General features: G+C 43.9%; 19 protein-coding genes. 10 read left to right on the forward strand and 9 right to left on the reverse strand.

Annotated features, from left to right (window positions below; genetic code table 11):
• The first annotated feature begins 77 nt into the window (after nucleotides 1–77).
• From ACO0KZ_RS07635 to ACO0KZ_RS07660, 6 genes are all read left to right on the forward strand, one after another.
• Nucleotides 78–899, forward strand: coding sequence for a hypothetical protein (locus ACO0KZ_RS07635; protein ID WP_422994365.1), 822 nt, complete (start codon nucleotides 78–80; stop codon nucleotides 897–899).
• Between the two features lie 141 nt (nucleotides 900–1,040).
• Nucleotides 1,041–1,340, forward strand: a complete 300-nt coding sequence (locus ACO0KZ_RS07640) for a hypothetical protein (protein ID WP_422994367.1) — start codon at nucleotides 1,041–1,043, stop codon at nucleotides 1,338–1,340.
• A gap of 52 nt (nucleotides 1,341–1,392) precedes the next feature.
• Complete coding sequence (locus ACO0KZ_RS07645; protein WP_422994369.1) at nucleotides 1,393–2,037, forward strand: class I SAM-dependent methyltransferase; 645 nt, start codon at nucleotides 1,393–1,395, stop codon at nucleotides 2,035–2,037.
• A gap of 70 nt (nucleotides 2,038–2,107) precedes the next feature.
• Nucleotides 2,108–4,381: a tetratricopeptide repeat protein gene (locus ACO0KZ_RS07650; RefSeq protein WP_422994371.1), complete on the forward strand. Its 2,274-nt coding sequence runs from the start codon at nucleotides 2,108–2,110 to the stop codon at nucleotides 4,379–4,381.
• Nucleotides 4,382–4,419: 38 nt separating this feature from the next.
• Nucleotides 4,420–6,651, forward strand: coding sequence for a tetratricopeptide repeat protein (locus tag ACO0KZ_RS07655; RefSeq protein ID WP_422994373.1), 2,232 nt, complete (start codon nucleotides 4,420–4,422; stop codon nucleotides 6,649–6,651).
• A 452-nt stretch (nucleotides 6,652–7,103) separates the two neighbouring features.
• Complete coding sequence (locus ACO0KZ_RS07660; protein ID WP_422994375.1) at nucleotides 7,104–8,462, forward strand: Wzy polymerase domain-containing protein; 1,359 nt, start codon at nucleotides 7,104–7,106, stop codon at nucleotides 8,460–8,462.
• 62 nt (nucleotides 8,463–8,524) lie between these two features.
• Here the strand turns inward: ACO0KZ_RS07660 and moaC are convergent, their stop codons facing one another.
• Entirely contained in the window at nucleotides 8,525–9,046 is a 522-nt protein-coding gene (moaC, locus tag ACO0KZ_RS07665) for a cyclic pyranopterin monophosphate synthase MoaC (RefSeq protein ID WP_422994377.1), read from the reverse strand.
• Between the two features lie 70 nt (nucleotides 9,047–9,116).
• On the opposite strand from moaC, the gene ACO0KZ_RS07670 reads away from it, so the two are divergent.
• Nucleotides 9,117–10,673 (forward strand): M48 family metalloprotease, encoded by a 1,557-nt coding sequence (locus ACO0KZ_RS07670; protein ID WP_422994379.1) that lies wholly within the window; start codon nucleotides 9,117–9,119, stop codon nucleotides 10,671–10,673.
• Between the two features lie 14 nt (nucleotides 10,674–10,687).
• On the opposite strand, the gene ACO0KZ_RS07675 is transcribed toward ACO0KZ_RS07670, so the two are convergent.
• From ACO0KZ_RS07675 to ACO0KZ_RS07690, 4 genes are all read right to left on the reverse strand, one after another.
• Nucleotides 10,688–11,296 carry a DUF2946 family protein gene (locus tag ACO0KZ_RS07675; protein WP_422994381.1) on the reverse strand — a complete coding sequence of 203 codons (609 nt, stop codon included), beginning with the start codon at nucleotides 11,294–11,296 and terminating at the stop codon, nucleotides 10,688–10,690.
• A gap of 39 nt (nucleotides 11,297–11,335) precedes the next feature.
• Nucleotides 11,336–12,289 carry a YheT family hydrolase gene (locus ACO0KZ_RS07680; protein WP_422994383.1) on the reverse strand — a complete coding sequence of 318 codons (954 nt, stop codon included), beginning with the start codon at nucleotides 12,287–12,289 and terminating at the stop codon, nucleotides 11,336–11,338.
• The gene (locus ACO0KZ_RS07685; protein ID WP_422994385.1) at nucleotides 12,289–12,720 is read right to left on the reverse strand and encodes a YybH family protein; all 432 of its coding nucleotides are present in this window, start codon (nucleotides 12,718–12,720) and stop codon (nucleotides 12,289–12,291) included. Before ACO0KZ_RS07685 ends, ACO0KZ_RS07680 begins: the two co-directional genes overlap by 1 nt.
• Nucleotides 12,721–12,785: 65 nt before the next feature.
• Entirely contained in the window at nucleotides 12,786–12,983 is a 198-nt protein-coding gene (locus ACO0KZ_RS07690; RefSeq protein ID WP_422994387.1) for a zinc-finger domain-containing protein, read from the reverse strand.
• 99 nt (nucleotides 12,984–13,082) lie between these two features.
• On the opposite strand from ACO0KZ_RS07690, the gene ACO0KZ_RS07695 reads away from it, so the two are divergent.
• The 3 genes from ACO0KZ_RS07695 to ACO0KZ_RS07705 all read left to right on the forward strand — a co-directional run bounded on the left by ACO0KZ_RS07695 (nucleotide 13,083) and on the right by ACO0KZ_RS07705 (nucleotide 15,094).
• On the forward strand, nucleotides 13,083–14,024 hold the full coding sequence (locus ACO0KZ_RS07695; RefSeq protein WP_422994389.1) for an AzlC family ABC transporter permease: 942 nt from the start codon (nucleotides 13,083–13,085) through the stop codon (nucleotides 14,022–14,024).
• The gene (locus tag ACO0KZ_RS07700) at nucleotides 14,017–14,340 is read left to right on the forward strand and encodes an AzlD domain-containing protein (RefSeq protein WP_422994391.1); all 324 of its coding nucleotides are present in this window, start codon (nucleotides 14,017–14,019) and stop codon (nucleotides 14,338–14,340) included. Before ACO0KZ_RS07695 ends, ACO0KZ_RS07700 begins: the two co-directional genes overlap by 8 nt.
• Nucleotides 14,341–14,503: 163 nt before the next feature.
• A complete protein-coding gene (locus ACO0KZ_RS07705; protein WP_422994393.1) occupies nucleotides 14,504–15,094 on the forward strand; it encodes a DUF805 domain-containing protein in 591 nt (196 codons plus the stop codon).
• 63 nt (nucleotides 15,095–15,157) lie between these two features.
• Here the strand turns inward: ACO0KZ_RS07705 and ACO0KZ_RS07710 are convergent, their stop codons facing one another.
• The 4 genes from ACO0KZ_RS07710 to ACO0KZ_RS07725 all read right to left on the reverse strand — a co-directional run bounded on the left by ACO0KZ_RS07710 (nucleotide 15,158) and on the right by ACO0KZ_RS07725 (nucleotide 20,482).
• On the reverse strand, nucleotides 15,158–16,462 hold the full coding sequence (locus ACO0KZ_RS07710; protein ID WP_422994395.1) for a DUF58 domain-containing protein: 1,305 nt from the start codon (nucleotides 16,460–16,462) through the stop codon (nucleotides 15,158–15,160).
• A gap of 30 nt (nucleotides 16,463–16,492) precedes the next feature.
• Complete coding sequence (locus ACO0KZ_RS07715) at nucleotides 16,493–17,416, reverse strand: AAA family ATPase (RefSeq protein WP_422994863.1); 924 nt, start codon at nucleotides 17,414–17,416, stop codon at nucleotides 16,493–16,495.
• A gap of 94 nt (nucleotides 17,417–17,510) precedes the next feature.
• Entirely contained in the window at nucleotides 17,511–18,854 is a 1,344-nt protein-coding gene (locus ACO0KZ_RS07720; protein ID WP_422994397.1) for a DUF4350 domain-containing protein, read from the reverse strand.
• A complete protein-coding gene (locus tag ACO0KZ_RS07725) occupies nucleotides 18,851–20,482 on the reverse strand; it encodes a hypothetical protein (protein WP_422994399.1) in 1,632 nt (543 codons plus the stop codon). The genes ACO0KZ_RS07720 and ACO0KZ_RS07725 overlap by 4 nt, the downstream gene beginning before the upstream one ends.

A 20,482-nucleotide genomic window follows, 5' to 3' on the forward strand; every position in this document is an offset into this window, starting at 1 on the left:
AGGGCGCGTGAGCGCCCTTATTTCGTTTTGTTATATCGGTAATTTTTATTTATTTTATTTTTATTTAGATAATTTATATGAAAACACGATTAAAAGCCGCGGGCATTCATTTTTTATTAAGTCTTTTGATTGTTTCTGCTGTACTCTGTTTTTTTGCGTTTGTATGGTATTCAGCACCACTATTTGTGCTGCAAGATTTACATAAAGTGGTTATAACTTTGGTTGCTGTAGATATTGTTTTGGGCCCTTTGTTAACACTGATTGTTTTTAATCCTCAAAAGAAATCAATAAAATTTGATTTACTTGTTATTGGAATCATTCAAATTTCTGCACTTTCATACGGAATCTACACCAGCTATATTTCTCGTCCCATTTACGTGGTTTTTTGCGACGGCAGATTTAATAGTGTCACCGCAAACGAATACGCCTATTTAAATTTAAAGAAAATACCGCCAGATAATCCCTACTTGAAGCTTTCGGTAACAGGTCCATTGTGGCTGGGGGCGGTTAAGCCCGATAAGCTTAGCAAAGCTGATGAAATGGATTTGGATTTTGCGACGGTTTTGGGCGATGGATTGCGAGTTATGCCTCAGTATTACGTCCCATATGAAAAAGTTAAGTCCGACGTAATAAAAGCCAGTAAGCCAGCGAGCTCACTTGATTTGTCTGAGGAAAAGCTTATTGAACGCTTAAAGACCTCGAAAAAGCTTGAAAAAGGAGAGCCAAGTCTTGAGCAAGTGCGCTCCCTTAAACGATGGTTGTTAAAATTAAATCTTCCCTTAGAAAAAATTGGTTTAGTAACCATCAAGGGGCGTGAGAATTATGCAATAATTGCCGTTGATCTTGGTACTGCCCAAGTCATTGACTCTGTATCTATAGATCCTTGGTGGTATCAGTAAAGCTTGCACTTTAAAATGAATGGATTAAGTATTTGGAAAGAACACAAATACTTAGTCCATTTTTTACGGACAAAATTTGACTGGAGAAAACTTGTATAGGTATATTCTTCAGTTCCAAATACTAAATACATAGGGAATATTATGGGTTTGAATTGGTTCAATACGTCTGAGGAAGAAGCGTTCGCACAAACGCTAGCGGATATGGTTATTGCAGGGTTCCCAGGAAACGAGCGAAAGAATGCAAAAAAGAGCTTGTTGGCACGTGCTAAATTAATTGACAATATATTTTCAAAAGCAAGTGAGTATCAAAAAGAGAAAAAACCTAATTTTTATAAGAAAGCAAAGTTAGGTAACGTCTTTAGGTGGAAGCTTTTGGAGAATGATTTTGATGCCGAATTTGTCGACGATATTACCCATCAAATTTTGGTTTCCATGAAATAGATATTCTTCTCAAGATCTTGTAAATCACCCTATTTTTTTTCAAGGCATCGCTATGTTTGGCTTACTAAAAAGAGCACTAACCTCCCACCAAAATCCACCTCAAATTAAGAGGGTACTCAATGTTGGCGGTAATTCAAAAGAGATTCCGATTCCAAGCGAGTTTGATGGTTGGGATCATGTTTTATTAGATATTGACCCAAAGGGGTATCCTGATGTGGTTTGTGACGCGCGATTATTAACCACACTTGCTCCAGACGAATATGACAGTGTTTATTGCTCACATAATTTAGAGCACTATTATGCTCATGATGTGACTAAGGTTCTAAATGGTTTTTTGCATGTGTTGAAAAGTGATGGTTTTGCGTGTATCCGCGTCCCTGACATGGCAGAAGTCATGAAGAGATTTGTCAATGAGGGCCTGGACATTGAAGATGTTCTTTATCAGTCTCCTAGTGGCCCCATTACCATTAAAGACGTGATGTATGGTTATGGAATAGAAATTGAAAGAAGTGGTAATGAGTTTTATGCGCATAAAACCGGTTTTACTGAAAAATCACTAAAGGCTGTTTTACATCGAACTGGGTTTACACACGTCTTTATTGGCACGAGTCATTTAGAAGTCACTGCATTTGCGTTTAAAAATAAACCGACGGAAGAAAACTGTGCTTTGTTAAATTTATCGTTTGATAATTCTTAATTCAAAGTCTTTTATTCACTGATACTTACTGCATTTTTATTGCTGTTACATGAGATTTGAGATTGATGGTATGAGAAATTGGTTAAAGCGGGTTTTAGCTGGTAAGAGCAATATCACAGGTTCAAATCAAGAGTCGATATCAACAAGTAGTGTCGTATCTACCGTATTGGCTGACGCAGAAAATCTCAATAAAGCTGGAGATGATTTTTTTGAAAAGGCAGACTATGTCAATGCTGAAAATTATTATCGGCAAGCCTTGTCTCTTGATCCAAATTATTTTGACGCATACATCAATTTAGGTCTGTCGCTTGACGAACAAAAACGATATCAAGAGTCAGAAGTTTGCTTTAAGGACGCCATTGTCTGTAAACCAAATTCTGCATTGGCCAGATTCAATTTAGGTGTGTCATTAAAAAATCAACGACAGTTAGTCGAGTCATCTGAGGTGTTACGTCAAGCCATAGAGATATGGCCGATTTTTTTTCAGTGCCACAATGTACTGGGGGAAGTACTTCTTGCCCAAAATAAGTTAGATGAGGCAATAAGCTCTTTTAAAGAATCAATTCGCCACGCGCCTGAATATTCGCCTGCACATAGAAATTTAGGGGAAGTTTTTATTTTGCTTGGCAAACTTGAAGAAGCTGAATCTTGTTTTGTTCATGCAATAAGCTTGATGCCCACTTATGCTGAGGCCTATTTTAGTCTGGCGTCTTTGCAATCTTCGGCTAGACGCTTTGTAGAATCTGAAAAGAACTATCGACGTGCGATCGAACTGCGTAAAGATTTTTCCCTTGCCTACTGTAATCTTGCGCATGTTTTAGTCTGCGTAAGCCGTAATCATGAAGCCAAATTACATCTGAAAAAGGCGATTGAAATCGATCCTCTCTTGGTCGCTGCATATTGCAATCTCGGCATTATCTATAATGAGGAACAAAATTTTAAGGACAGTGACGAGTGCTACCAAAAAGCATTAATGATTGATCCAAACTCGGCTCACGCGCATTCCTGTTTAGGCGTGTTATTGATGCGAAAAGGGAAATTTGAACAGGCGATCGAAAGTTATAGGCGTGGTATAGAGCTTGCCCCAGATGACTTGGTTTCATATAGTAATCTGTTAATGACGCTTTCCTTTTACGGGAAATGCACGAAAAAACAATATCAAGATGAGCTGCAATTATTTGCACAGCAAGCCTTGAAAATCGCCAAGCCATATAGTAATTGGGTGGTTGCAACGGTGGATAAATCCAAACCTAAGATGAAGATAGGGTTTGTCTCCGGAGATTTTCAAATTCATCCTGTTGGCTTTTTTTTGGAAAGCGTTATATCCCAAATTGATTTAGAAAAATTTGAGTTATATGCCTACAGTAATCGACCACATGAAGACCGTCTGACGGCCAGAATTAAGAGATCCTTTAAAAAATGGACACAGAGCGTTTACTTGACGGATGAAGCCCTCGCTCAAAAAATTCAACAAGATGGTATCCATATACTCATCGATTTAGCTGGGCATACTGCTCACAACAGGTTGCCGGTTTTTGCATGGAAGCCTGCCCCGATTCAAATCAGTTGGTTGGGGTATTTTGCCAGTACGGGCGTACCCGGAATGGATTATGTTATTTCAGACCCTGTCGCGGTTCCCCCTGAGCACCATGATCAATTTACCGAGGCGATTTGGTATGTTCCCAATACAAGACTTTGCTTTACTGCTCCTGAAAATGCAGAAAAAATAAACGTGTCGGCCTTACCAGCATTGAAGAATGGCTTTATTACCGTTGGCTGTTTTCAAGGTATGGCAAAACTTACTGATGAAGTATTGGCCTTATGGGGTAAGGTATTTCAGCAACTACCCACTGCAAAATTAAGACTACAAAATAAATACATGGCGCTTGCTAGTGCCAAGGAAGAAATGCTGGCACGACTAGCTTTAGTGGGTATTGATGCTCATAGAGTCGAGTTGGTCGGGGCGGTAGATAGAGAACAGTATTTATTAGATCACGCAAAAGTCGACATGATTTTGGATACCTTTCCTTATACCGGCGGCACTACAACCTGCGAAGCCTTATGGATGGGCGTACCGACGTTGACACTCAATGGTTCAACGATGATTTCCAGACAAGGGACGAGTATGTTGACTTGCGCGGGACTAACAGATTGGGTTGCAGAGGATGAAGATGACTATTTAAAGAAAGCGTTAGGTTTTGCAAGCGATCTTCATCATTTGAGCACTTTGCGAGGTGGATTGAGAGAGCAAGTGTTGGCATCCCCTTTATTTGATGCAAAGCTGTTTGCCCGCAATCTAGAAATTGCACTGACCGAAATGTGGTTTTCGAAAAATCGTGAATAATTTCGTATTATTCAAAAAACTTCCTGAATAGTAAATCTATGCAAAATTGGATCAAGCGTCTTTTAAGATCAAAATTGGAAAATGCATCAATTCAAAACCAAATGGGTGATGAATTTTACGAAAAACTAGACTATGCCAATGCTGAAATTCACTATCGTAAAGCACTTGCAATTAAGCCAGATTATTTCGATGCATTGATCAATTTGGGTTTGTCTCTTGACGAGCAAAAACGATACCAAGAATCAGAGGTATGTTTCAAACAAGCGATTGCTTGCAAGCCAAATTCTGCATTAGCAAGATTTAACTTGGGCATCTCGTTGAAAAATCAATATTTCTTAACGGAAGCCGAAGACATGCTGCGTCAAGCGATTGACATTTGGCCTGTTTTTTTTCAATGTCACAATGTACTAGGAGAGATACTTTTATCTCAAAACAGAGTTGATGAGGCAATTGTATGCTTTGAAGAATCCATTCGTTTATCTCCAGAATACTCGCCAGCACACAAAAATTTGGGTGACTGTTTGATGCATTCTAGAAGATTTGATGAGGCGAAATTATGTTTTCTACGTTGCATCGAACTAACGCCTCATTATGCGGAAGCATTTTTTAGGTTGGGTTTTTTATATCTTTCCATTAATGATTTGTCAAACGCTGAAGAAGTTTACAGATATGGAATAAAATTGAAATCTGATTTTGCGCCAGCGTATTGCAATCTAGGTCTCATCTTAATGAAGCTACGGAAGTATGGTGAAGTTGAATACAATTTAAAAAAAGCAATCGCGTTGGATTCACTTTTTGTAGCTGCATATACAAATTTAGGCCTTTTTTATAATGAGGAAAAACGCTTTATTGAGGCAAGGGATTGTTTTTTAAATGTTATCGCTATTGATCCTAATTTCGCAAACGCCTATTCCGGATTGGGTGTTTCTTTAATGGATACTGGAAAAATAGATGAGGCAATTGAAAAATATAGAAAGGCGCTCTCGCTTGATTCAAGTAATCTCGTTGTTCATAGTAATTTATTGATGGCAGTCTCATCCCATAATGAAATTGGGCTGAATCATTATCAATATCAATCTGATCTAAAAGTGTTCGCGGAGGAAACGCATAAAGTCGCAAAGCCTTATACCAGTTGGGACCTTATAACGCAGCACAAGGATACTGGTAAATTAAGGATAGGGTTTGTTTCAGGAGACTTTCATATCCATCCGGTGGGATTTTTTCTTGAAAGCGTCATTGCACAGTTAAATTTAGATAAATTTGAATTATTTGCATATGCTAACCGTGATTACGACGACGCTTTGACGCACAGAATTAGACCTTATTTTAAAGAGTGGCGTCAAATTACTCGATTGGCAGATGACGCGGTTGCGCAAAGAATTTATCAAGATGGTATCCATATCCTCATCGATTTATCCGGACATACAGCGGACAACAGGTTGCCGGTTTTTGCATGGAAGCCTGCCCCGATTCAAGTCAGTTGGTTGGGGTATTTTGCCAGTACGGGCGTACCCGGAATGGATTATGTTATTTCAGACCCTGTCGCGGTTCCACCTGAGCATCATGATCAATTTACCGAGGCGATTTGGTATGTTCCCAATACTCGACTTTGCTTTACTGCTCCTGAAAATGCAGAAAAAATAAACGTGTCGGCCTTACCAGCATTGAAGAATGGCTTTATTACCGTTGGCTGTTTTCAAGGTATGGCAAAACTTACTGATGAAGTATTGGCCTTATGGGGTAAGGTATTTCAGCAACTACCCACTGCAAAATTAAGACTACAAAATAAATACATGGCGCTTGCTAGTGCCAAGGAAGAAATGCTGGCACGACTAGCTTTAGTGGGTATTGATGCTGATAGAGTCGAGTTGGTCGGGGCGGTAGATAGGGAACAGTATTTATTAGATCACGCAAAAGTCGACATGATTTTGGATACCTTTCCTTATACCGGCGGTACTACAACCTGCGAAGCCTTATGGATGGGCGTACCGACGTTAACACTCAATGGTTCGACGATGATTTCTAGGCAAGGGGCAAGTATGCTTACTTGTGCAGGATTAGCAGATTGGGTTGCAGAGGATGAAGATGACTATTTAAAGAAAGCTTTTGGTTTTGCAAGCGATCTTCATCATTTGAGCGCTTTGCGAAGTGGGTTGAGAGAACAAGTGTTGGCATCCCCTTTATTTGATGCAAAGCTGTTTGCCAGAAATTTTGAACTTGCACTAACCAAAATGTGGTCGTCAAAAAAAAGTGGGAGTGGCAGTCAATAAGCTTGCTGTTATGGTGTTTTTTTAGGCAATTTCAGCATGTTTTTTATATTTCGAACAAAGCTTGGTGCTCGAAATTCATTTAATCAGTCTCAATGACATCGTCACAAAAAATGTTTAATTTATCGCTGTTCGGGTTCCTGTTTTTAGTTTCCAATATTCTCTCAATTCACGTTCATCCATTTCGCACCTTTTACCACGAAGCTGCACTGGTTTTGGCAGTGCTCACTGTTTTGCTAGGGTTTTCTGGCTCGACAAGCCTCAAAATTCGTGTTCCTCAAATAGTAGTGATCCCCCTTTTTTTGATTACACTTCTACTGCTTCAGGCCGCGTTTAAGCAGACTCAGCTCCAATACGTTATTTACCCCGTGTTCTATTTTGCCTTGGCGGTGCTTGCACTAGTCATAGGGGCGAGTTGGGCTACACAACCAATAGGTGCAGAGAAGCTTTGCTTCATGTTTTCATCGACGCTGCTAATCGCTTCTGTGGCTTCCGTATTAATGCAATGCGTACAGATCGTTGGCATTGATCTAAGCCCAATGGTGATGTACATGACACATAACGCAGACACGCCCATGCGCGCTTTTGCAAATGTGGCGCAACCAAATCAACTAGCATTGCTGTTGTGCTTTGGGCTAGCCTCAATTTGGTGGTTAGTTCAAACGAAGCGTGTTAACGGATATATTGCTTTTGTTTCTTCACTCTTTTTATTGTGGGGACTGGCGCTAACGCAATCTCGGATTGCCTGGATTATTTTGCCTGTTTTTGCTCTGTTAGCTTGGTTAAGAGTGATTGGTGAGCTGCCTATACGTCGAGCTGTTTTGCTTCTATTTTTATTTGTTTATGTCGGCTTTGTGTGGTTTTTGCCTTCCATCGCAGAAACCTTAGGTTTTTCCAGTGCATCGATTGCGGAGCGAGTAGGTGGGCGATCCGAACGCAGCGGTTTATTACAACAAGCCTGGTTCATGATTAAACAGCATCCTTGGTTCGGTGTGGGTTGGTTTGGTTTTGGTGCTGAGCAAGTCAAAATTGCAGCTGATTTTCCGTCCACCATTTATGCCGAGCATTCGCATAATTTAGTGTTGAATTTGATGGCTGAGCTGGGTGTACCAGCTGCGGTGCTGATTTTTACGCTTTTGTCATTTTGGTTTTATCAGACTTGTGTCGCGCGTTCTGCTGCGAAAAACAATCAAATCGCGTTTGCCATGTTGAGTTTGATTGCCGTTGGTGTTCATAGTATGGTGGAATTCCCATTGTGGTATGCCTACGTTTTGCTCCCCATTGCGGTGCTTATGGGGATGCTACATCAGCTGCGTTGGCCGACTCAAACTCGGGTGCTGGTGCTCCCCCGAGCTGTACCAGCTGTGATTTCAGTGGTGGGTATGGCAGTGTTGGTAATGGTCACTTTGGATTATCAACGCGTTGTGCATGGCTTTAAAGCTTTTCGTCAGGCTGAGACGATAGCGACCGTGCCTCAAGACGCGATTGCTCGTCCCTCCTTTACTCTACTGCCTGATTATTTTGACTATTTTCAATTAATGAAAATAACGCCACAGGAAAAAATGTCGGCGCAGGAGATCGCTTTTGTTGAACGTATGAGCTTGCGTTTTGGGTATGTCCACGTACTCAATAAGCTGGCCGAAGTGTATATACTCAATCGACAAACGACGAAGGCGCAGCGTACATTATTGACCTTGCAACGTCTGCACCCAGTGGCTTATCCTGGTTATTTTGATTATTGGCAAAGTCTGGCGCAGCACGATGAGCGATTTGCTGCAGTGTTTCTCACTATGCCGAAGCGGGATGCGCAGTAATACACGATGTAGATCGAATTGCGCATCTAAGACATAGTTTTTATTGCGCTTGTCAGTCGATACTAATCGATTGTCGAAACCCAATCGCCCGATTTGCCACCATGCTTTTCTAAGACCCTAATGTCGCTCATGACCATGCCTCGGTCAACCGCTTTGCACATATCGTAGATGGTTAGTAAGCCGATTTGTACCGAGGTCAAGGCTTCCATTTCCACCCCGGTTTTGCCTATGGTTTCTACTTGCGCCGTGCAACTGATGCTGTGACTCTCTTCATGCAATTCGAAATCAACCGTAACACGTGTGATAGCAAGCGGATGGCAGAGGGGAATTAAATCGCTGGTGCGCTTACTCGCCATGATTGCCGCAATCTTTGCAATGCCTAGTACGTCGCCTTTTTTTGCATTGCCTTCTTGAATGAGCTTGAAAGTTGCAGCTTGCATACTTATCTTACCCTTGGCGAGGGCAATCCTATGACTGTCAGATTTCGCTGAAACATCTACCATGTGTGCTTGTCCGCTTTGGTCAAAATGGGTGAGTCCGCCATTGACGAGATCCTTGGTGTTGTTTGAAGTAGGGCTTGTCATAAAATGAACGCAGTAATAAATTGTGGGTTAAACTAGTTTTGTTTAAAAACCGAGTAGTGATGATATCACCGTGAAAAAAGATTTCCTGCAATTTCGTAAAAACTTGACGCAGTTCATGCTGATGACAACGCTGAGCTCGGTTGTCGCTTTGCCGCACTCTGTGTTGGCGCAAGGCGTAAAAAATAACCAAAGCTTACCGACTTTAGGCGATACAGCGCGTGGCGATTTGTCGCCCGTGATGGAGCGTAAAATTGGTGAGCAAATCATGAGCAGCGTACGGCAAGATCCAGATTATCTGGAAGATGGTCCGGTGATTGAATACCTGACCAAGCTCGGCAATAGTTTGCTCGATAAACGTCCCGATGCACGGGGTGAGGCAGTCTTTGAGTTTGAGTTTTTTGCGGTGCGCGATCCGGTGTTGAATGCGTTTGCTTTTCCAGGTGGGTTTATTGGATTTCATTCTGGTTTGATTTTGGCTGCACAGTCAGAATCCGAGTTGGCTTCGGTGATGGGCCATGAAATCGGCCACGTTTCTCAACGACATATTGCACGTATGCTGGGTAATCAAAAACAAGACTTCTTAATTCCGATTGCTGCCTTGATATTGGCGGCATTGGCTGCGCGCTCCAGTCCTGATGCTGCAATGGCGATGGTGATGGGTGGGCAGGGCTTGGCGATACAAAGGCAGTTGAGTTTTAACCGTGATGCAGAGCGCGAGGCTGATAGGATAGGTTTTCAAATCCTACGTGAGGGTGGTTTTGATACTGCGGGTATGTTGGCGTTTTTTGGACGTATGCAAAATGCTTCGCGTAATTATAGCGATAATGGTTTGTCGTATTTGCGTAGTCATCCTTTGACAAGTGAACGTATGGCGGATATTCAGGGACGTTTGTTTGGTGAGCGTTACCGTCAACGTACTGACGGATTGGATTTCTACCTGACGCAGGCTCGCGTTCGAGTGCTGCAAGATAGCAAAGCACAAGGACTGATTGATGCGACGACTTTCTTTGAGAGTCAGGCTAAAAATGGTAACGAAGAAGCGCGTTTAAGCGCAAAGTATGGGCTTGCATTTGTCGCCTACAAACGAAGTGATTTTATGACTTCAGAAAAATTGCTTAGTGAATTAGTTGCGCAAATTGGGCAATTACCGAATCAGAAAAAGTGGTTAAAAGAGACCAGTGCATTTGCCAGTTTAGCGATTGATATAGAAATGGGTAAGAAGCGACCTGATGTGGCGATGGCCAAAGCCAAAACCGCAATTCGTGAGTTACCTTTAGCACGTGGCCTGGCGCATCAATATGCGGAAGTCATGATTGAAGCGAAAAATTACTCTGACGCTGAACAATTCTTGCGCGAACAAATTAACCTGTATCGTCGCGAAGCAAAGCTGCAGCATTTGTTGGCCAAGACCTATGCGGCTTCAGGAAAATCAGCACTTCAACACATTGCCTTGGCTGAAGCTTATGCGATAGAAGGTGCTTTGCCAGCCGCTTTGCAACAATTGGAAATTGCCCGACTCGACCCTGATGTAAAGTATTATGATCTTTCAGTGATTGATGCTCGCGAGCGCGAATGGAAAGAGAAACATCGCGAAGAATTACAGGATGAAAAAAAGGGTAATAAGTAAACGCAGGCTTTAATTCATGTCGTCGAGCGTGGACGCGAACAATAATTTTCTTCGCGCATAAGCGCCTCTAAGCTGCTTTTTTCTAAGGTGAGCTGTTGACCTTGAATGCTGATTTGAATCCTGCAAGCGGTGGCCTTGTTATCCGACATATCCATGAATTCAAGTAATCGTGTATCCGAGAGTGCTTGTTGGTTTTCTCGACAATCTTCAATTAATAAACTTAAATCTCTGTCGTCTATTTGGCACAAATAATTCTCAGTCTTACAGATGATATTGCCATCATCCAACATCCAAACTTGTTTTACCTGCGACATGGTTCCGCCTGTGTGAAGCCGCCAGCTTTTGTCTGGTAAAAGCTGCGCGATGTAAGGCGTAGCGAGTAGATCGACATAGACCTTTTGTGGTCCATTTTGGAAGTACCAATTACCGCTTACGTCACATAGATAATTACGGTTGATAAAGCTAAGTAAAGTGGCATTGCGAATTGGGTCACCAGGCAAACTGAGTGCCTGAGCACGTTCATCACGCATGCGCCACACACCGCGTGCGTCGAGCGCTAGCCAGCCATAGCAATGCGGTACATTAGGCCATTTAGCCATCGCTGCTTTGACGATCTCGTCCATGAATTTTTAATCGCCTTTTATTTGTTACTAAGTAGCTATTTAGTAGTTGCTTAAGTGACCGATAATTCTGTTTGGTAGCCAATCGAGTGAGCCAGGAAAACTTCCTGTCGCAAAACCAACGTGTCCACCTTGCCTTGGAAAATCCAGTGTCACATAGGACGAAGCTGATTTAGGTAAAAAACGTGCTGGCATGAAAGGATCGTTTTGTGCATTCAAAACTAGACTGGGTACGCGAATGTCATTCAACACCAAACAGGCACTGGCGCGATGCCAGTAATCCTTGACATCGCGGTAGCCATGTAAGGGCGCGGTGACCACATCGTCAAACTCATACAGGTTTTTCGCCCTCAGCATACGCTCTTTATCAAAAAGTTTTGGAAACTGCTCAAGTTTGTGCAGACATTTTGGTTTGAGCGTTTGCAAGAAATTCTTGGTATAGATACGGTTAAAACCGCGCGACAAAGTAGCACCACTATTGGTCAGATCAAGCGGCGCGGAAACTGCGCATGCAGCATCGACCAGACTGGCTTCATGTTGAGATTCGCCTAGCCAACGTAGTAGCGCATTGCCACCTAATGAAACACCACTGGCGTAAAATTTTGCCTCTGGATATTTTGCCTTGAACTCGCTATGCAAGCGACGAATGATCCAATTGATCTCTTGCGTATCGCCCGAATGGTAAAAGCGTGGTGCCTGATTTGGTTCTCCCGAGCAGCCACGAAAATGTGGTATCGCCCCTGACCAGCCCAGTTGTTTTAGCTTCGCCATCAGCGCACGGGCATAGTGACTATCGCTGGAGCCTTCTAAACCGTGAAACAAAACCAGAAATGGCTTGCACGCATCGCCATCAAGAAAGTCAACGTCAACAAAGTCTTGATCCGGAGCAATCCAACGCTCCCGCCGCAGTTCGACGATCGGCTTTGCCATTAATGTTGCTGGATAAATTGTTTGAGCATGACCGCCAATCAGCCACCACGGGGATGAAAAATGCATTAGTGTAAAACGCTGGCTTTAAATGAGTCGAGCGGTGCCTGACCAGATGCTACCGATGCATGGTGTGCTGCGATGCGCCAGCCTCGCGGTGTTTTTACATAAATATTTGTCGCGATAATGTGTACGTCTTGATCGATAGCATCTTTTTGATGAAACTCTTCGATGACGTTATGCACAGCGGTCAGCAAATTGTGAAGAGCATGCAATTGTCGGATGTGAATGTGAACGCTGCCATTTTCAAAAATGGTTTCCCAAGACGCACGAATCTCCGCATGTCCGATCAGGCGCGAAGAATTGGGATGAACGCAAACAATCTCTTCATCTTCTGCCCACAGGGCCATTAAGCTATCTAGGTCGCCACGTGAAATCGCGTCGTAGAATGCGGCTTCGACTTCATCGGCACTGCCGTTGTGTTGTTTCTTAGCGGACATAATATGAGTGACTTCTAATCTGTCTTAACTTGTTCTTAAGTTCTTAAAGTGGCGATCACGGAAATTTAATGCGCTTTTAATACCGTCCCAGGTGCCAAGGTGTACACCGTTCCACAATATGAACAGGTGGCTGAGCCGCCATGTGATAAATCTAAATAAACTCGTGGATGTGAAGACCACAGCGGCATTGCCGGATTGGGGCAATGAGCAGGTAAGTCTTTTGCTTGTAATTCAACCGCGGGTGTAGTTGGCTTATTTGACATGATGCGCTCCTGAATGGAAGAATTTTTCATAGAGCGTGATTTTAACGGATTCCTTTCGGTTTGCGTGGGCTCTTAGAGAGACATTGATATCGATCACCCATGAATCATCAATGCGCTTTCCGCATTGGGTTCAGGCGCGATACAAACTTGCATTTTTACGTGCATTCTGCGCACTTCGACTTGGTTTTAAGTAAATATTGGCCTTGGGCAGTACAATATCGCTTTTACTTCGCGGCTCAAATGTGGGCGCCATTAAAAAACGCCACCTCTTTCTTCTATGCCCACTACGCGATCACTATGTTAAAAGACTGGAATTCTCCCCTTTATCGTGAAGGTTTCAAAGCTTCCGCACCTTCTTTATTCGGGATGGCGGCTTGGGGCATGGTGGTCGGTATCGCCATGATTAAAGCGGGCTTGAGTTTGCCTCAAGCTTTGGGTATGACGCTTCTGGTGTTTGCAGGTTCTGCACAGTTGGCGGCGCTGCCTTTGATTGTGGCTAATGCACCGATATGGGTGATTTTTGCGACGGCATTGATCGTCAATTTGCGTTTTCTGATTATGTCCGCTTTAGTCGCACCTCGATTTGCGCATTTGCCTTGGATGCATCGTACTTGTTTAGGTTTTTTGACTGGCGATATTTCGGCCCCTTTGTTTATGCAACGATTTCCAATAATGTGGCAAAACGCAGAGGAAGAGCGTGATCAAGTATTGTATTTAAAAGGCTTAATTGTACCGAATTGGTTTGTCTGGCAAGCAGGGTCAATTTTAGGAATCTTAGCTGGAAGCCAAGTGCCTATGCATTGGGGATTGGGGTTTGCTGGCACTCTTGCAATTCTCTGTATTTTGCTGCCATTGATGCGCAATCGTCCTGGCTTTATCGGTGTAGTCGTCGCAGGAGTTATCTCCGTAGTGGCGTATACGATGCCGTATAAATTAGGTTTGTTACTTGCAGTGTTGGTAGGTATGACTGTCGCAATGTGGGTGGAAGAGCATTTTGAACCCGTTGCTCCGGTGGTTCCGCAGGAGAAACACGATGAGTGATATTGAAATCTGGATCGTCATTATTCTACTGACGGTCGCGACGATTATTGATCGCAGCGCTTTTTGGGTAGTCGGCCACCATATTAATTTGCCAAAACGTGTGCAGGAAGCTTTGCGTTATGCACCTAGTTGCGCGTTGGCGGCGATTGTGGTTCCGGATTTTTTCATCAACGACAACCAACTTATCACCAGCTTGCATAATCCAAAGTTAATTGCCGGAATCGCCGCAGCTATTTTTTATCTGTGGAAGAAAGACATGCTACTGACCATTATTTTTGGTATGGGGATGTTTACCTTGGCGAGGCTGTATTTTTAACTTCGGCTATTTACTTAAAGAAATCTTGTTATAAGCCTTAGCTGGCACGTCGGACAATTATCATCAGATGTGAGCCTAGTAATAATGTGGCTTTTTTAATCATAATGATCCATACTCGCGACTTAAATAATCATTTTTCTCGTAACTTAGTAAAGGAGTCATCTTGGAAAATATCTATTCGGCACCCAACGCAGATTTATCAAACGCGCCTGAAGATGAAGATACTTATCAGCCTAAAATGTGGGCTTTATCTGGTCGTCTGGGACGAATTCGTTACCTTGCGTATTTGAACCTTACGATGATCATGTTAATGTTTCCAATTGGAATTCTCGCTTCGGTGATGCTTCCATCATTGGCCAGAAATGGTTCTGGTTCTCCGATGTTTATTTTCGCGCTATATATCCCGATCTTTGCTGTTTCTATCATTTACGCAAAACGCCGACTGAATGATCTTGATCATTCGGGGTGGTGGAGCATTTTGATATTTATTCCTTTAGTAAACATTCTTATCGGTTTGTATTTGGTATTTGGTCCAGGCACACCAGGAAGCAATCGCTTTGGAAAACAAGCGAACAAGAATCCGACTTGGTTATTTTTAGCGATCTTTTTCCCAATTATGTTGATCGGGGTTCTTGCAGCGGTCTCAATACCAGCTTATCAGAAATACACAGAGAGGGCGAAGGCAGCTGCAGCTCGGACGGAGATGCCCATGCCATCCAATCAAGGCGTACCGGAAGTGCCAGGAAATCGCTAATCTACGAAGTAAGAAACAAAAAGGCGCTAAAAATTAGCGCCCTTTTTTTACGTCTAGAGCCACCTACAAAGCACCACTTTCTTTAATCTCTAAGTAGCGGTTCACCAGACTGAAACTCAGCCGTTCCGGAAGAATATCAATCAGCTGGGTCGCACGCACCCCCAAACGTTTGATGGCTTGTTCCCGTTGTTGTAAATAATGTGTGCTTGCCGCAAAGCGTAAGGCATCAGGAAATTGCTGTACAGGCGTGCTTAAGGCCTTATCCAATGATTTTTCTCTTAAGCTCGCGCACAACACCAAATGCTTAGTTGAGAGTAGCTCGCAGGCAGTACGCATGGCTTGATCGTCTTCGTCGCGCAAATTGGTAATGAGTACGACGAAAGCGCGTTTGCTCAATTTATTTAACAGCGTACTTGCGGCCAAGGTATAGTCGGGCGCGACTTCACTTGCTTGCAGATCGTAAACGCCGGCCATCATTCTATCCAAACCCACGCGTCCTTTGTGAGGCGCTAGCCAACGAATGTCGCCACCAAAGGTCATCAGCCCAATTGCATCGCCTTGTTTTTGTGCGATAAAGCTGAGTGTTAGTATCGCATTGAGCGCGTGGTCAAAATGATTGGTAACGCCATCTTGTGCCAGCATGCGCCGCCCGGTATCGAGTAAGAAAATAATTTGTTGGTCACGTTCTTCCTGGTATTCACGACTGATCGGTTTTTGATAGCGCGCGGTTGCTTTCCAATCGATAGAGCGTTGGCTATCACCTTGGCGATAATCGCGCAATTGTCGGAAATCGGTTCCTTCGCCACGACGACGCTTGCGTATCGCGCCTACGGTCGGAGAGCGTCTATCAGTTGCGTGCAGGCTATTACCCAATAAATTAGAAAAATCAGGAAACACTTTGACAGCATGCGTTTCGCCGATGCGAAATTGGCGCTCCCATAATTGATAGAATGCGCGCACACGGACAAAGGGCTGGCCGAATTGGGCATTGCCCCGGCTATTTGGACGTAGCCTATACGTGATTGCAGTAAAGCTGTTAGCGGCGATCACGGTCGTATGTGGTAAACCTTCTAGCTGCCAAGCGGTCGGGTAATCATCGATGAGGTCCAAATGTACTTTGTACTGACTATGGTTGTGTATTGTTAAAGTGACGCTGTTCCAAACATCGACGGGCCAAACACCTTGTAAAGTACGAGTAATAGTTAGATCCGGCGCGCGCCTCAGCTCCCAAATATCGGCCAGTGTGTATAAAGTCAAAAGGCCAAGTGGTGCCCAGACATAAGTCGCGATTTGCGGTAACACTAGCTGAAAAAAGCCTAGCGCTACTAACGCAAAAAAGATCAACAATAAGCGACGTGAAGGCGTCATACGATAGGTCTTTCTACTTCTTTAGATTTTTTAGGCGCGCGGCGCAGGAATTTGTTCGATCAGATTGCTTAGAATATTATCGCTACTCAAACCGTCGAGTTCACTCTCTGGTGACAAGGCAACGCGGTGACGTAATACTGGCAAACAGGCTGTCTTAATATCATCTGGCGTTACGAAATCACGTTTGTTGAGCAGCGCGAAAGCGCGAGCAATACGGATTAAGGCAATACTGCCTCGAGGTCCCGCACCGATAGAAATTCCCGGACAATCGCGAGTCGCACGAACGATACGCACCGCGTAGTTGGCGACCGCATCGTCCACGCTGATTTGTGCCACGATTTGTTGGAGGGCGATAATGGTTTCTGGTTTGATGACCGTGCTCACTTGCTTGACGTCTAAGCCATCACCAATTCGCTTATGGGTGACAATATGTAACATCGCCAATTCTTCTCTTTCGTTAGGGTAGTCGATGTGGCATTTCACTAAAAAACGATCCAACTGCGCTTCCGGTAATGGATAGGTGCCTTCACTTTCCAGTGGATTTTGCGTTGCCAATACCATGAACGGTGCATCTAATCCATGCGATTCATTTTCTATTGTTACTTGGCGCTCTTGCATCACCTCCAGCAAGGCTGACTGTGTTTTGGCTGGTGCACGATTAATCTCGTCGGCGAGCAATAGATTGGTAAAAACTGGCCCTTTACGCACGCTGAAAGTCTGATTTTTAATATCGTAGATGGCATGTCCCATCACATCCGCAGGCATCAAATCGGGAGTGAATTGCACTCGTGAGAATTGTCCAGAAAAAGTCTTGGCTAAAGCTTTTACCAATAGAGTTTTACCTAAACCGGGTACGCCTTCCAATAAAATATGACCTCCTGCCAAGCAGCAGGCTAAGACTTGATCGACTACCTCATGTTGACCAACCACAGCGCGTTGTATTTCTTCGCGCATACGACTGACTATATCGCAAGCTTGTTGGTATTTTTCTGGTGCGATGCCTGAGGCATTTGTGGCAGCAGCGTTTTGGATTTCAACAGAATTAGGATTAATGCTCATAATGCGCTCTCAATTGTTGGAGGTGTTGAATCTGGCGGGTGAATAAATGCGGATTACTGGAAGCTGCATCGTGCCATGCATGTGCCAGGTGCTCATGATCGAGTTGGCAAATTTGCGCTAAGTGCAGTAGTTGATCGTTGACGGACAGGTTGAGTAATTCGGGGGCACGTTTTTTGAGCACCTGCATGGTGGATATTCGCACCGCCGTCAGCAATAAATCACGCCCAACTGCTGTGCTCCATGCCCAGCGACCGCTTGCTTCGATGTGTTCCATTAATGAGCGGCGTTCCCAATTTGTCTCAGGTAAAAGTGGGCCAAAGCGTGTGACTGCGCGCCAAAATAGGAGCGCAATTGCGACCACAAGTAAGCATAGTGCGACTGGGAATGCATTCCATAGCAATTCATACCAGCTAGGAATTTTTAGTCTCTGAACTATCGTGACGCCTGGATTTTTTTGATTCAGGTTTATTAAAGCTAAAAGTAATTCGGCATGGTCGTAATGCCGCAAGCCCTGCAGCTCAAAGATATTTTCGGAGAGCACTGCAATATGCCCTTTGCCGACGGCATAAACCTGTAATACATCGTTGTGCTCATCAGTAAATAATGGTGTGCGGCTATTGGCGCTTGATTTTAGTTTTAAGAAACTAGGCTTGCGCAATTTTAAAGGATACGAAACATCCGGTATGTTTACTAGGACGCTGTGAAAGTATTTAACGCCGGCCCGTTCGTCGTAGAAGCTAGAGACTCCTAAATAGTCACCTATCGGGTCGCGAATTAATGGCGTCGCTATCCGTTTACTTTTTTGATTTGAATTTTTTTCAGTTGCATCTTCTTGTGCATTTGGTTCTACTTCATCAGTTTTCTCAGGATCTTTTTTTGCATCGCTATGATTGTCCTCTTCATCATCTGGATCGATGTCCTTTCTTGCTTCCGCAGCAGGTTTAGGCACAGTTTGGGTCGACAACTTGGGAAAAGTAATTAAGGTATTTCCCTGCGCTATCCAGGCAAAGAGGGCGTTAGTTTGAGCCTTACTCATGTAGCCGTCGTTGTCCGCAATAATCAGTGTGCCTTTGCGCGCGCTTTTGATCAGATTTTCAGTCAAGACTGGCGCTAGCTGCACTTGATACTGACGCTTTTCTAGTAAGCGAGTTGCCGCAATCATAGGGTTTTTGATGAACTCGGTTGACGGGTTTTCTCGTGCGATCCAGGTTTTTTCTAGTGTCGATAACCACCATGCGATGCCACCAATGAGGATGGCAATTAAAATTATCCAGACAAGGCTTACCGCACTCATCCCATTCGATAGGCGCAACGATTTGAGATATTTACTCATATCGACACTCCGTTTTTTGCCGCTTGGTTAGGTGTGGTATGTTTCGAAAAATTCGTCTTGTTGGCCGCAAATTCTTGGTTCCAATCTTGGCAAAGCAAAGCAATATTATCTGGAAAACGATGTGCGTAAGCTGCACTCAGCCAGATTGCGGTGCAGGTCTCTGTGATCCGCAGTCGTGGTAGATCTAGCTCATGTAAGCTATGCGCTATTTTTGCTAAACGCAGGCAATCATTTTCGGTTGCGCCCTGACTAATTAGCATTCCATGTTCATTCACTAGACGTGACAGCGTGGCGCGATACAGAAGCGCAATAGCTGCACGCTGTTGCCCATTTTTCCAGAGATTCAGTGCACTGGAACTGATGTCGTCAGGCAGAGATTCTGGTCGAATATCTAAGCCACCGACTTCAGTGGCGAAGCGTTTTCGTTCAGGTAAAGTAAAGCCGAAAATTTGCGTACGATAACGAAATAAGAGCCAGCCAACAAAAAACAAGCCAGCGATAATCGCGATGTATTTAAGCACTATGGCGAGTAAACTAAGATCAAATTTGTCTCGCTTGGGTGCCGTTTTGTCGGGGCGCTTCCATATTTCTTGACACAAGTAAGGGCGCAACTCTTCCGCTTGATAGATCGTATCAATATCATTTCTGATCTCTTGTTGTTGTTTACTTTGTGGCTCGCCGCGTTCCCCCGAGCTTGCTTTCAGCCATTTTGGTTTTTCGCATTTTTCCGCAGAATTTGGTTTGCTAATCGTCGCTTGATCAGCTGCATAGACATCCTTAGGTGGTAGCAGTAAATTGGAAAAACAAAGGATCAAAATTCCTGCAAGTTCTTTTATGTGGGAGCTCTTTCTTTCAAGCTGAGGTGCTTCAATTTGTCGCAGCATGATTTCTATATCCCATGCTTCAATACATGCCCGACGATTCAAGTACAAAGTAAAGCTACAGGCGACAAACACAGGTCCTATGACGCCAGCTGAAATAGCATAAGCTGCAAAGCTTAAAAACAGCCATAGCGATGAGTTGGGGCCAGTTAGACTAGAAGTAAAGAAACTGAGTGGATTGACCATTTGATCGTCACTCATAAATAATCCAATGCAGGCAAATAGACCAAGCTGCAACAAAGCTTCAAAATGTGCGCAGGCGATACCAAACCAGGTTGCCGAGCCTATCGTTTTGTTGCCGATGATGCGAATGCGATTCGCCGCTACTTTTCCGCGCGCGCCTTCTAGTTGCCAGATTGGTTGATATAAGCCGCGACCGCCCGAGAATAGTCGCCACCATACTAATAAACGAAACCAACCACCGCCGCATTGACTTGGCCATGCCCTAAGCGCCTGTTGCCAGCTCACACTTTCGCCAAACACTCGACGCGACAATATGTACAATGGTGCGCGTTCCAGCAAAGGTCGTATCCACCAAGCGATCACCAGCCACCAGGCGCCACCAAAGAATCCTAAGTGAGGTATAAAGTAAGCCGCTAAACCACACAGGAAAATTGTCGGCAACCAAAGCATTAACCACGTGATGTAAACTACAGCGGCATTACTACGCAATAGCGCAAAACCGAGGTCCAAGGCCTGAGCATTGGGGCGTGGACGTAAATCGATTTGTAATTGGTCGAGTTGCAT

Source organism: Undibacterium sp. Di24W, assembly GCF_049340325.1.
Lineage (GTDB): Bacteria > Pseudomonadota > Gammaproteobacteria > Burkholderiales > Burkholderiaceae_D > Undibacterium.